Origin of the sequence: Dendronalium sp. ChiSLP03b (genome assembly GCF_034531165.2) — a bacterium.
GTDB lineage: Bacteria > Cyanobacteriota > Cyanobacteriia > Cyanobacteriales > Nostocaceae > Dendronalium > Dendronalium minutum.
Genome location: NZ_JAVRBR020000119.1, coordinates 1 through 12,325, shown reverse-complemented (window position 1 = coordinate 12,325; position 12,325 = coordinate 1). Strand labels below are relative to the sequence as shown.

The following is a 12,325-nucleotide window of genomic DNA, read 5'->3' as shown; positions in this document are numbered from 1 at the left end:
TGGTTATAAAGCCCCCGGATGTATTCGGGGGCTAGCATAATTTTGGGGTGACGGCGTGCAGTACGATTGACTAGCAAACACCCCATATCAAGATGCAGCCTCAAGAGTAAATTTAGTAATTTGTGGATAAATATCACATATTACCAATTGATGAGCATTACCCTTAACACTGCCTTGAATATTAATCAATTGCGGTGATTGTTAGCGTAGCGAACCCTGGTACCTGCCCAGAGCAACTTTTCTCGCAACGTTTGATAATATGAATTGTTCTCCCGCAAAATAATAAACTTAACCCGACAATCAGCCATCCGCACATCAACGCGATGTCCCGGCCAAATCGAAGTAGCTAATACCCCATCCATCCACAGCTTGGTACTCAAATCGTAATCCCCTAAAGGCCAGACGCTGACAACTGCACCAGGAGGTAAAACGAGGGGGCGACTAGAAAGACTCATCGGACAGATGGGAGTGATGGTAATCGCCTCCATACCATCGTGCATAATTGGGCCGTTAGCAGAAACAGTGTAACCAGTAGAACCTGTGGGAGTAGAAACAATTAACCCATCTCCCACATATTGATCGACTACTTCACCGTCAATTTCCATTTCTAAAATTGAAGTGATCATCCGGTCAGCAGAAGCGGGTTTGACACAAAATTCATTCAAAGCGAGATAACGTTCAGTCACTGGTTCTAAATTTGTACGATGTCCTTCATACACCGCCGCTTGCACCATCATCCGCCGCTGGACAGCATAGCGATCCTCCAGTAGCCGATCCCAAACTTTCTCTGTATCTTGAAATTCCTCTACTGACTCGGTTAAGAAGCCCAGATGACCACCCACATTCACTCCCAGAATGGGGATACCAGCTGGGGCTAAATGTCTGGCACCAGTTAAAACAGTGCCATCACCACCGAGTACCAAAGCCAAATCAATTGGTTGACCTGCCGAAGCCAAAAACACCGGATAAGGGTTATCTTTTGGCCCGCTAGGCCCCATCAATACTTGGCAGTCGCGATTTTCCAGCTGCTTAGCACAGATTTCTGCCCAGCGTTTGCTTTGGGAATCTCGCGCTTTATAAGCAATGATTACCTGCTTGAGTTGCACGCGCAATTACCACTTCAGGAGATTAAACTGCTCCATATCGACGGTATCACGGTTGCGATAAATGGCAAGCACGATCGCTAAACCTACCGCCGCCTCAGCAGCTGCCACAGTAATCACAAACACAGTGAAAACTTGACCCTTAATTAATGTTGAATCGAGGAAGTTGGAAAATGCCATTAAATTCAGATTAACAGCATTGAGCAGTAATTCAATTGACATCAGCACCCGCACAGCGTTGCGGCTGGTAATTAAGCCATAAATGCCAATACAGAACAAAGCTGCTGCAAGTAATAAAAAGTACTGGAGTTGCATGAATTTTTTGTCAGTTGTCAGTTTTCAGTTGTCAAAAGGCAGGAGGCAGGAGGCAGAAGGCAGAAGGCAGGAGGTAATAATTATTCTCAGCGTATTTGCGTCCCCGCGTCCCCGCGTCTTCCTCATCTCCCCAATTCCCTATTCGCGACGAGAATCACCACGATAGGTATCAGAATCACTTGAGTCAGTCTTAGTGCTTGCTGATACTAATTCTCTGGGGCGTTCTGGCAAAGTCAAAAGGGTTTGTGGTAATCCAGAAGGTGGAACTCGATCTGGTAGATACTCACGACGTGCCAAAATGATTGCTCCTACCATCGCTATGAGCAATAAAATGGAAGCGAGTTCAAAAGGTAATAAGAAATCAGTGAAGAAATGCTCGCCAATCAAAACTATGGAACTTTCACCAGCCACTGGAGAAGTTGAGTAGGCCCAAGGTGTGGCTAAGACCATCGTACTCAAAAGCGCGAATAATCCAAGACTGACTACGGCTGTGAGTATCTGCCGCAACCTAGCACTGGGAAATGGGGCAAAATCCTGCCGCTTGTTCACCAACATAATGGCAAACAAAATCAGCACGTTAACTGCCCCAACATAAATCAGCACTTGTGCTGCTGCTACAAAGTCACCATTTAGCAACAGGTACATTCCTGCGATGCTGATGAATACGCCTCCCAGCATAAAGGCAGAATAGACAATGTTAGAGAATACCACTACACCTATGGCCGACCCAATCATCATCAAAGCCAGTATGCCAAACGAAACAATCTGTACTCCTTCGGCTAAATTCACTGTTTTTTGTCCTCAGTCAATGGTCAATGGTCAACAGTCAACAGTCAATAGTTAAAACACTATGAACTCTTGACACTGGACTAATCACACTTATTTTTCTGTTTGTTCTACAAGGTCTTCTGGACGCGCACCAGCACGGGGAGCGTCGGCAGGTAGGTCGTGGGGGTCTAATACACCCTTGGGTAAGTAAACTAGTTCGCGTAGTGGCGTGACCATGGGGTCATTTGTGACTTTGTAGGGCAAACGACCAAGAGCTACGCTGTCATAGTTTAATTCGTGGCGATCGTAAGTGGAAAGCTCATATTCTTCTGTCATAGATAAACAGTTAGTTGGGCAAAATTCCACACAGTTACCGCAGAAGATACAAACTCCAAAGTCAATGCTGTAGTGATTGAGCTTTTTCTTTTTGTTGGCTTTCTCAAATTCCCAATCCACTACAGGCAGATTGATTGGACATACCCGAACACAGACTTCACAGGCGATACATTTATCAAACTCAAAGTGAATTCTGCCGCGAAACCGTTCGCCAGGAATCAGTTTTTCGTAAGGGTATTGTACAGTAACGGGACGGCGACGCATATGGTCGAAAGTGACAGATAGCCCTTCACCAATATAACGACCGGCTTGCACTGCTTCTTTGGCGTAATCACCAACTTGTTTCAGGAACTTTAACATCGTGTTTTACTCTCTCTTCAGGTCATAAAAGTTAGAAGTGAGGAGTTAGGAGTTAATCAAAAACTCATAACTCATAACTCATAACTCTTCATTAGCCGCCAAAGGCAACTGGAAAGGCTAGTTTCAAGGCTGCGGTTAACAGAAGATTAACCAAACCAACTGGTAACAAAAACTTCCATCCTAAATCTAACAGTTGGTCAATCCGAACTCGGGGTACTGTCCAGCGCAATAGGATGGCGATAAATACCAGAAAGTAGGCTTTGAGTATGGTCATCGTGATACCCAAAGAAGCGTCAACTACTTGCAGGACGGGATTTGCTTCACTAATTCCTAGCCAACTGGCTACGATGCTGATGGGAATGGGAAAATCCCAACCGCCCAGGTACAAAACTGCTACCAGTAGGGCAGAAAGTACTAGATTGACATAGGAACTTAGGTAAAACAGAGCGAATTTCATCCCAGAGTACTCAGTTTGATAGCCTGCTACTATTTCTTCTTCGGCTTCGGGGAGGTCGAAGGGCAAGCGTTCGCATTCGGCAAGGGCGGCTATCCAAAAGATGACGAACCCGATCGGTTGTCGCCAAATGTTCCAACCAAGGATGCCATAGCCAGATTGCTGATTAACAATGTCAACGGTGCTAAGGCTATTAGACATCATTGCGATCGCCAGCACACTCAGCGCCAAAGGAATTTCATAACTAATTGACTGCGCCGCTGCTCGCAACCCTCCTAAGAGGGAGTATTTATTATTAGATGCGTAGCCAGCCATCAACAATCCAATTGGCTGAATGCTAGACAAAGCAATCCACAAGAAGATACCTGTCCCGACATTTGTAATTACAATGTTCTGTCCAAAAGGGACAATCAAATAGGACAGAAATACTGGCAGCACAACGATAATAGGACCAAGGGTAAACAGCCACGGGTCGGACTTAGCTGGTACAATGTCTTCTTTAAATACCAACTTCAGACCATCAGCTACCGGAGCCAGTAAGCCCAAAGGCCCGATATATTCAGGTCCGATCCGCTGCTGTGCTGCTGCCGAAATTTTCCGTTCTAGCCAAACACAGACTAGTACCCCCACCGTTGCACCAATGAGCATCAGGATCATCGGCAGAGGCATCCAAATGGCTTTGGCTGTTCCTGCTGGTAGTCCTAAATCTGTCAGGGATTTAATAAAAGTTCCTTGGAGGTCAATTCCTGAATTCATGTTTCCGCTCTTTAAGTCAACTGAAGTGTGAAGTATTGAAGTATGAAGTATAAAATTTTAGTCTTCAGCCTTCAGCCTCGATCTTTTGATGATGCCTGATTGAAGATTTGTTGCTAATTACCATGCCTAGTATATCGCTGGATGGTTTTTGGCCCCTGAAGCTATACAACAACTTCTACTTATGATTGGGATTGAGATTTACTGATAAAACCCCCAGTTGTGAGGAGATGGGGGCAGGGGGGCAGGGGTGCGGGGGAGGCAGGGGGAGCAGGGGTGCGGGGGAGGTAGGGGGAGCAGGGAGAGATAAGAACATAAATTCTCCCTTGTCTACCTTGTCCCCCTTGTCTCTTACTACCTCCTCATCTCCCTCATCCCCTTCAAAAGGGCAACACAAAACTTCCGCCTCCATGTTGGCAACGGTTGTCTGCTTTTTCCAAGTTTTCTGCTACCCCAGAACAGAGGGCTAATGTGACTAACAATTTAACGTTGCTCAATAGGGGTATAAGCAATGTCGTGCTTACCGTTATAAACCTGGGTAGGACGGAAAATCCGATTTTCTGCTAGTTGTTCTTTCCAGTGGGCTAGCCAACCAGCAACACGGGCGATCGCAAAAATTGGTGTAAACAAGTCTGTGGGAATTCCCATTTTTCTATACACCAAACCCGAATAAAAGTCAACATTGGGATAAATCCCTTTGCTACCAAGTTTTTCCCCGACTACCCTTTCCACCTCTTGGGCAATGTCGTAGTACTTATCTGCCCCAAATTTGGCAAACAACTGTTCCGCTAGATTTTGTAGGATGGTAGCTCGTGGGTCTTTGACTTTGTAGACGCGATGCCCAAACCCCATAATCTTCGCTTTGCGTTGTATCAGTTCCTCTACGTAAGGGCGGACGTTTTCCACTGAGCCAATTTCTTCCAACATCTGAATTACTTCTTCATTGGCTCCTCCATGCAGCGGTCCTCCCAAGGTTCCCACGGCACTAGCAACCACAGCATAAGGGTCAGTTAAAGTAGAAGCTGTCACCCTCGCGCTAAAGGTAGAGGCGTTCATTGTATGTTCGACATGAAGTATCAAGCAAATGTCGAAAATTCTCGCCGCTAAAGGATCGGGTTCTTGCTCGTTGAGCATGTACAGGAAGTTGGCGGAGTAGTCTAAGTCATCCCGAGGCCGCACGGGGTCATTGCCCTTTCGCATCAGTTGGAATGCTGCTACCATCGTCGGAATGGTTGCTATCAAGCGCACCACTGAATCCCGAATATAGGCAGGATTATGTAAATCCCGAAGCGAATAGAACAAACCCAAAGCCGCAGCAGAAGCTTGTAGAGCATCCATTGGATGGCCGCTTTCTGGGAAGCATTTCATCATATCCCGAATGCGGTACTTGATTCGCCTGTGGTGGCGAACTTCATGCTCAAACGCTTCTAATTCTTCCTTGCTTGGCAGTTCGCCCCAGATTAAGAGATAAGCAGTTTCTAGAAATGTACTTTTTTCTGCTAATTCCTCAATCCGGATGCCACGATATTCTAGTATTCCCTTTTGCCCATCTACATAACTGATACTTGATTGGGCGGCGGGAATGCCTTCTAATCCAGGCTTGTATTCGCACACCATCATGGCAACACCATTTGCTTTGTGAAATATCCGACTAGCTAATTTACCAGAAAATTATTTTCGCCATAACAGTAGCTGAGCTAACAACAATCCTTAGAGAAAGGTTGAAAAACTGTTACAGTAGGTACTTGGGTGGTGTCAACCAGAACATCTGACTACGACCCAAAACAGAGCCTGTTTCTGGTAGTTTTATCCCAATCATACCTGCTTTTTTCAAGACTAGGCTGGCTTTGACCTCGCCCCAAAGAAGAATTTCTGCCCAATTGCTCAAACAAGGTTCATGTCCCACCAAGGCAAGTTGAGTGTTTTGGGAATAATTTTTGGGTTCTAGCCACTCAGTCAGCCAACTAGAAATTTGTCCATCAGGGGCAAGGTGAGTCGATTCCTCCAACTGAGAACTGAGTCCAGTTGCTATGAGAATTTTAGCGGTTTGGCGGGCACGTACTAAGGGACTAGTGACAATCAAATCAAACTGCAAACCCAGCTTTTTTATGCGCTGGGCAACTTTCTCGGTTTTTTGTCGCCCTTCTTTGGTAAGACTTCGCCGATCATCTTTGATACCAGCTTGTCTGTCTTCGGCGATACCATGACGAATTAAGTACAGTTCCACAACTTGAGTCCTAAGTGCTAATTTTAGGCTGTTCCAACGCAATGTTAAAACGCTATCTACCACTTAGCAATTTGTCATACTCTGGATGTGAGCCAATCCAAAACCATGCAAAATTACCATCTTGTTCTACAGCAAGCGCCCGATAATATATACCAATACGCACTGACCAAAACTGACCGACTTTTTTGAAATGTAATGAAGGGTATTTGGGATCTTCCCGAAGAATTTCATAACATCGGTCAGCAAGCTCTTGGATATCACTTGGTAACTGGCGGTAGTAATACCAAAAATCTGGAGTTGCTCGATGTTTCACAGGTCAGTACAACGACCTTCTCGCAGATGTTTGAGTGCTTTTTCTGCCAATGCATCTAAACGACCAGCAGCTACATCTTTCTCGATCTGCCGATCCCAAGCTGCTGCATCGAATTCCGCAAACCAAGCCCGAAAAGCGGCGAGATCCTCTGGTGAAAGTTGACTAACAGCTAGTTCGACTTCGTTTAAGCTACTCATAATCTAGGTAAATCAAACTTGTCACTTTTTAATTTAAATATACAAGGACTTCCGAATAAAATAATCGGTTTATTTAGACGTAATAGGGTTGCTTTTGAAGCGATCGCGAAATTTTTAAAAGGTCGCTCGTCTCTAGCAAGTTGATGTTTGAGTAGTCAAAATCCACCGTGTAAACACTTAGAAAATTAACTTCATTCTCAATTAGTTCAGTTACCGTGAAAATAATCAGATTCCCGACTTTTTAGAAAAGTCGGGAAATATGTTCTTCCCCTTTCCCTTACTCTGATTGAATCGGGTTATCTTTGGGATTTACCAACCTCAGAAGCTTTTGTTTAATTTGAGTATCAAACACATCCCATTTCATTTTTGCATAGGCAGAATTTTCATTACTGCCAGATAAGAAACCCATCGGGATTTCAAAGCCGCCTGCGCTAGTGCGTCCACCACCAAAAAAGCGTCCTGTGCTATCTTGCCCAAAGGCTTCTTTAATGAACTCATCGGGGTCAAGGGTGAGTTTGGTGGTTCTCAAGGAACCGATGACTACTTCCAATTCGTCATCTTCATCGTGAACAATACCGTAAACTACAGCAGTGTGGACGTTTTCTTCAGTAACCAGAAAATCAGCTGCTTGAGGAATAGCGTCGCGGTCATCGTAGCGTAAATAACCAACGCCAGCAATGGAAAAGTTATTTTGGACGATGCGGTTTTTTAGCGATCGCTCGATTACATCCATCACCCGCTTAGAACGATTTGCCTGTAGAATCGCATTCAGCAGTTGAGCATCGTAAAATCGACTCAAATAAGCAGCTGCCATAAAGTCATCTTCTTGCGCTTGCATCAGCCGATTAGTATCCGAACGCAAGCCGTGCATCAAGGCTGTAGCACATTTGACATGTTGACCTATACTGCTATCTAAGGTCAGTAATCCCGCCTGTAAGTACTGTGTAAAAATCGTTGCAGTTGCTCGCACATAAGGACGGATATCAACAAACTCTGCTTCGAGTTCCGCTTGTAAACTGTGATGATCGATAACTGCTATCAGTGGAATATTTGCCTGCTGCACACATGATAATAGCTGACTCGTTGTTCCTTGATTATCAATTAAGACAAAGCCTTGATAGGATGACAAATCCTTGCTTTTCAAGGTTTGTAATGTCCAGCGCTGAGCAGGTAAATTGGTGAGTTTCACTAAGGCAATGTTCTCTTGATGACTTAAGGCACCAGCATAAATAATTTCACATTTGATATCGTATTGCTGGGCAATTAACTGGTAAGTCCAAGCAGAAGAGAGAGCATCAGGGTCAGGAAAATCTTGCAGAATTATGAGATGGCGTTCGTGTTGGTGCGCTAAAAAAGTCTTTTGCAGCTCCTCTGACTTCTGAAAAGCCAAAGAGTTGCTACGCTGACCTAGATAAATACCTACTCCGTCACCTGTGGATGCTGGCAAGGATGGCCTATTGAGTGGCATTTCAAGTGCTTCTTTATCTATCTCGCCATCTTCAGGGTACGGCTCTGTATTCAATGAAAATTTCTCAGACTGCTTAAAAGAAGAATTCAATTGCATAGCAAACGTTTTTGTTAAGTGTGAGGCTCCGTTATTTTGTTAAGAAATGTTACGGTCAGCACTTTACTGATTTAGCCACACATACCGATCTTCGCAAAAATATAGAAACATGTGGATACATATATGGGTCTATTTTTTTCTCAATTCAATCGGTCAGAAATCTACTAAATTTATGCAGAATGTATGTGAAGGCTGGAAACCAAGACTTTTGGGTTTTTAGACTCCATCTCAAGGTGACATAAATCTTGTGAGTAATCGACGATTGTTATTTATATTTTTCAATAAAAAGGCGCTTTTATAGCGACTATCAAGGGAATGGAGACAAGGAGAATAACTGCTGACTGCTAACTCTTATCTTCCTACGGTTCCGATTTTCAACACAGTCAACTATCAGAAGCCAAAAAAATCTTAGATAGCAGCAAATTTTTGCAGAATTTTAAGGTATGATAAAAAACTGTTGATTTATTTAGCTAGATATTTGCACACTACTTTCACAGCCTTTCGCAGAGAATATCCCTTAGAAGCTGTAAACACTCCATACAGCGCAAATCTACTCACTCACTCTAATTGTATTTACAGGCAGATATTATCTGCAATCAGATGCAGACAGACATTTCATACGAAAGACATAACAGCGGCATCTAAAACAGATGACGATCGCTCCGCAATGTTAGGCTATTTTGCTTTAGCGTCAAAGACCTATAACATATTTTTGCCACTCTTTGTGCAGTCCGCTTTTAAGATGCTTGCTGACCTCAAAATAGAGGCTGCTATAAGGTTGGCGAGGCGAATGACGTAAAGGCATGTGGGCTTCGTGAGGTGTACGGTTTCCCTTTTTAACATTGCAACGCACACAGGCCGTAACAATGTTCTCCCAGGTATCACCCCCGCCACGCGATCGCGGAATTACATGGTCTAACGTCAACTCATCACCTAAGTAGCCGCAATATTGACAAGTATGCCCGTCACGGTGCAATATATTACGGCGAGTGAGAGGCATTTCCTTATAGGGAACGCGCACGTAATGTCGTAATCGGATTACGGTTGGCAACGGGAAATCAGAGTAAAGAAATTTGCCGTTGTGTTCAACGCGTTCTGCTTTGCCTTTAATTAATAAAACCGCAGCCCGACGCCAGCTCGTGATATTGAGCGGTTCGTAAGAGGCGTTCAGGACTAAAACCTTCCCCATTGATTAGCGCTCAAGGTATTAGTTTTACATATATTAACACATATATACTCTCATTGGGAGATGAGAATAAATTATACTTCCGGAATAATTCAAAAACTAATGTTTAGTTATAGATAATGATGTCCTGCAAAGCCTGAGTAAAGGTCAACTTCAACCAATTTAGATTAGATAAAAAAAGATAGTATTTTCAGTTATCATCATCCATTGGTATTAAAAATAACTTATAACTGATGACTGATGACTGATAACTGACAACTGATGAATGCCAGTTGCTTCAATGGGGAACCCTACGCCAGTTCTCTTAAGTCGGCAGTTCTTCCTGGGGGAAACTACGCCAGTGCAGTCTTGGGGTCTCCCCAAGACTGCACTGGCTCCCCAAGAACGGACTGCCGACGCTCGTTCGCGTAGCGTCTCCCCTTGGGAGAAGACTCGCTACCGCTTCGCTAACACCAAAAAATTGGCTCCGCAACGCACTGCCTCATAACTGACAACTAACTTTAGGTATGTTGTATCAATTCCCCAATGAAGGGTAAACTTCCTGATTAATCTAATGTGGCTTCTAAGATTGGAAATAAAGATAATAGATAACCTAGAAGCTTAGCAGTGGTGTGATAGGAGGGAGTAAAAATGTTAAGCCGCAAGCCAACGCCTAGCGTTACTTTTAATCAACAGTGTGATACCTACGCTTGGTTCTCACAACGTGCTTGGGTGGAAATCAATCTAGGAGCTTTATCGCACAACATACAACAACTGGTGCAGTTTTTATCACCACGTACTCAGTTGATGGCAGTGGTCAAAGCTGATGCTTATGGACATGGAGCAGTAACAGTTGCTCAGACAGCATTACAATCGGGAGCTAGTTGGTTGGGAGTAGCCACAGTTCCGGAGGGTATTCAATTACGAGAAGCTGGGATTAATGCACCAATTTTGATTTTAGGGGCGACCCACACCCCAGAGCAAATTCACGCGATCGCTCAATGGAAACTACAGCCAACTCTGTGCAACCCCAAACAAGCCCTGATATTTTCCAACGTTTTAGAAACCATTCAGCAGGATTCCCCCATACCCGTACATATTAAATTAGATACGGGAATGTCTAGGTTAGGAACAAACTGGCAGCAAGCAGCTGAATTTGTCCAATTAGTGCAGCGCTTACCTCATCTTTCCATGAAGAGCATTTATTCTCACTTAGCAACAGCAGATAGTCCTGATGCTACGATAATGCAAGAACAGCATAAAAGATTTGAGGAAGCGATCGCTCAAATTAAAGCAACAGGAATTAAAATACCCTGCTTGCATTTGGCAAACTCAGCCGCAACTCTTACAGATTCAGCATTGCACTATGATATTGTGCGAGTCGGTTTAGCAGTTTATGGACTATATCCAGCTACTCATTTACAAAATGCAATCAAACTCAAGCCAGTTTTACAGTTGAAAGCACGAGTCACCCAGGTTAAAACAATTGCCCCTGGAACAGGTGTTAGCTATGGTCATCAATTCATTGCCCAGAGAGAACTTCGCCTCGCAGTGGTAGGAATTGGTTACGCTGATGGTGTACCCCGCAATCTTTCTAACAACTTGCAAGTATTAATTCGCGGTCAGCGAGTGCCACAAATCGGCACAATTACAATGGATCAGTTAATGCTGGATGTGAGTGCTTTTCCAGATTTACAAGAAGGGGAAGTAGTCACCTTACTTGGGAAACAGGAAAATGAACAAATCTCTGCTGACGATTGGGCAGATAAATTAAACACCATTTCTTGGGAAATTCTCTGCGGCTTCAAACATCGTCTACCTCGCATTGCAGTAATGTGATCTGGTAGGGAGCATAGGCAATTAAGTCTCTTCCCCATTCCCATAAAAAATTTGTTATGCTAGTATAGTTGACTGATGCGGATGTGGCGGAATTGGCAGACGCGCTAGATTTAGGTTCTAGTTCCGAGAGGAGTGAAGGTTCAAGTCCTTTCATCCGCACTAGCTAAAAACTTAAGATTAATCAAAGGTTTCAGAGTTACCTAGATCTGAAACCTTATTTTTTGACTATATTAATATGCCTGATGAAATCATCCTCTAATTCAACGTTAGTTCGACAGATTGAAAAAGTTGCAAAAAATGCTGAAACTGGAGAAATCAAAGAAACTCATGGTATCTCAACGCTAATTTTGCGGCTGTTATAAAGATGGGTAGGAGAGTTATCACTAGAAGTGCATAGACGCACGCAAAGTAGCTTGTCGTTCGCGCAGCGTCTGGCAGAGAAGACATCGCGTATTCAAGTTCTTCTCATAACTTAAATTAGAGGCACTTGGCGAAGTTTTATTAGATTTTACAAAGATTGAAGATTTGCTCAATTGGTTGCAAGCAAATCAACCAGAGTAGAAAGTTTTCTTTGTTAGCGTTGAAGTAAAAAACTTGACAAGTGGCTGAGTGCAATTAAATATAAAGTACGCTCTTGGCTCATAGTTAGGGCTTTAGCGCTCAGCACAAGGGTCAAAACCATTACTACAAATTTTCATTTATTTACAGTTACCTACTTAAAACTTCATATGCAATAAGGACAACCAAAATATATTAACTCAGTATTAATACTGCGAACTATCTCGACACATATAGGACTCATATTTGATTTTTGAAATACACGTAGGTGCGTTATGCCTCTGGCACCATCCTATGGTTTTGGTGCGTTACGCTACGCGATAACACAACGCCAGTTTGCTCAAGTCGGGAGACCATCATTTCCCAATTTATT

13 protein-coding genes, 1 tRNA gene and 1 pseudogene are annotated in these 12,325 nt (G+C 43.7%); 4 read left to right on the top strand and 11 right to left on the bottom strand.

What is annotated here, in order from left to right:
* Positions 1 to 185 precede the first annotated feature (185 nt).
* The 11 genes from RMY31_RS26470 to RMY31_RS26420 all read right to left on the bottom strand — a co-directional run bounded on the left by RMY31_RS26470 (position 186) and on the right by RMY31_RS26420 (position 9,579).
* Positions 186 to 1,106, bottom strand: a complete 921-nt coding sequence (locus RMY31_RS26470; protein WP_322659872.1) for an NAD(+) kinase — start codon at positions 1,104 to 1,106, stop codon at positions 186 to 188.
* Between the two features lie 6 nt (positions 1,107 to 1,112).
* A complete protein-coding gene (gene nuoK / locus RMY31_RS26465) occupies positions 1,113 to 1,418 on the bottom strand; it encodes an NADH-quinone oxidoreductase subunit NuoK (protein WP_006199065.1) in 306 nt (101 codons plus the stop codon).
* Positions 1,419 to 1,556: 138 nt separating this feature from the next.
* Positions 1,557 to 2,207, bottom strand: coding sequence for an NADH-quinone oxidoreductase subunit J (locus RMY31_RS26460; RefSeq protein ID WP_322659874.1), 651 nt, complete (start codon positions 2,205 to 2,207; stop codon positions 1,557 to 1,559).
* A gap of 90 nt (positions 2,208 to 2,297) precedes the next feature.
* Complete coding sequence (gene ndhI, locus RMY31_RS26455; protein WP_322659877.1) at positions 2,298 to 2,882, bottom strand: NAD(P)H-quinone oxidoreductase subunit I; 585 nt, start codon at positions 2,880 to 2,882, stop codon at positions 2,298 to 2,300.
* Positions 2,883 to 2,973: 91 nt separating this feature from the next.
* The gene (gene nuoH / locus RMY31_RS26450; protein ID WP_322659879.1) at positions 2,974 to 4,092 is read right to left on the bottom strand and encodes an NADH-quinone oxidoreductase subunit NuoH; all 1,119 of its coding nucleotides are present in this window, start codon (positions 4,090 to 4,092) and stop codon (positions 2,974 to 2,976) included.
* A 480-nt stretch (positions 4,093 to 4,572) separates the two neighbouring features.
* Positions 4,573 to 5,709, bottom strand: coding sequence for a citrate synthase (locus RMY31_RS26445; protein ID WP_322659881.1), 1,137 nt, complete (start codon positions 5,707 to 5,709; stop codon positions 4,573 to 4,575).
* A 112-nt stretch (positions 5,710 to 5,821) separates the two neighbouring features.
* Positions 5,822 to 6,316, bottom strand: coding sequence for a phosphohistidine phosphatase SixA (sixA, locus tag RMY31_RS26440; RefSeq protein WP_322659899.1), 495 nt, complete (start codon positions 6,314 to 6,316; stop codon positions 5,822 to 5,824).
* A 52-nt stretch (positions 6,317 to 6,368) separates the two neighbouring features.
* Positions 6,369 to 6,629: a hypothetical protein gene (locus tag RMY31_RS26435; RefSeq protein ID WP_322659883.1), complete on the bottom strand. Its 261-nt coding sequence runs from the start codon at positions 6,627 to 6,629 to the stop codon at positions 6,369 to 6,371.
* Positions 6,626 to 6,826 carry a hypothetical protein gene (locus tag RMY31_RS26430; RefSeq protein ID WP_322659885.1) on the bottom strand — a complete coding sequence of 67 codons (201 nt, stop codon included), beginning with the start codon at positions 6,824 to 6,826 and terminating at the stop codon, positions 6,626 to 6,628. Before RMY31_RS26430 ends, RMY31_RS26435 begins: the two co-directional genes overlap by 4 nt.
* Positions 6,827 to 7,103: 277 nt before the next feature.
* The gene (locus RMY31_RS26425; protein ID WP_322659887.1) at positions 7,104 to 8,390 is read right to left on the bottom strand and encodes a bifunctional oligoribonuclease/PAP phosphatase NrnA; all 1,287 of its coding nucleotides are present in this window, start codon (positions 8,388 to 8,390) and stop codon (positions 7,104 to 7,106) included.
* Between the two features lie 691 nt (positions 8,391 to 9,081).
* Positions 9,082 to 9,579, bottom strand: a complete 498-nt coding sequence (locus RMY31_RS26420) for an HNH endonuclease (RefSeq protein WP_214436433.1) — start codon at positions 9,577 to 9,579, stop codon at positions 9,082 to 9,084.
* 262 nt (positions 9,580 to 9,841) lie between these two features.
* Between RMY31_RS26420 and RMY31_RS26415 the strand changes: the two genes are divergently transcribed.
* From RMY31_RS26415 to RMY31_RS26400, 4 genes and pseudogenes are all read left to right on the top strand, one after another.
* Positions 9,842 to 10,063, top strand: a complete 222-nt coding sequence (locus RMY31_RS26415) for a hypothetical protein (RefSeq protein WP_322659891.1) — start codon at positions 9,842 to 9,844, stop codon at positions 10,061 to 10,063.
* 143 nt (positions 10,064 to 10,206) lie between these two features.
* Positions 10,207 to 11,394 carry an alanine racemase gene (gene alr / locus RMY31_RS26410; protein ID WP_322659892.1) on the top strand — a complete coding sequence of 396 codons (1,188 nt, stop codon included), beginning with the start codon at positions 10,207 to 10,209 and terminating at the stop codon, positions 11,392 to 11,394.
* Positions 11,395 to 11,471: 77 nt separating this feature from the next.
* Positions 11,472 to 11,553 (top strand) — tRNA-Leu (locus RMY31_RS26405).
* A gap of 345 nt (positions 11,554 to 11,898) precedes the next feature.
* Positions 11,899 to 11,955: pseudogene (locus RMY31_RS26400) on the top strand (hypothetical protein); the annotation flags it as partial.
* Positions 11,956 to 12,325: the final 370 nt, after the last annotated feature.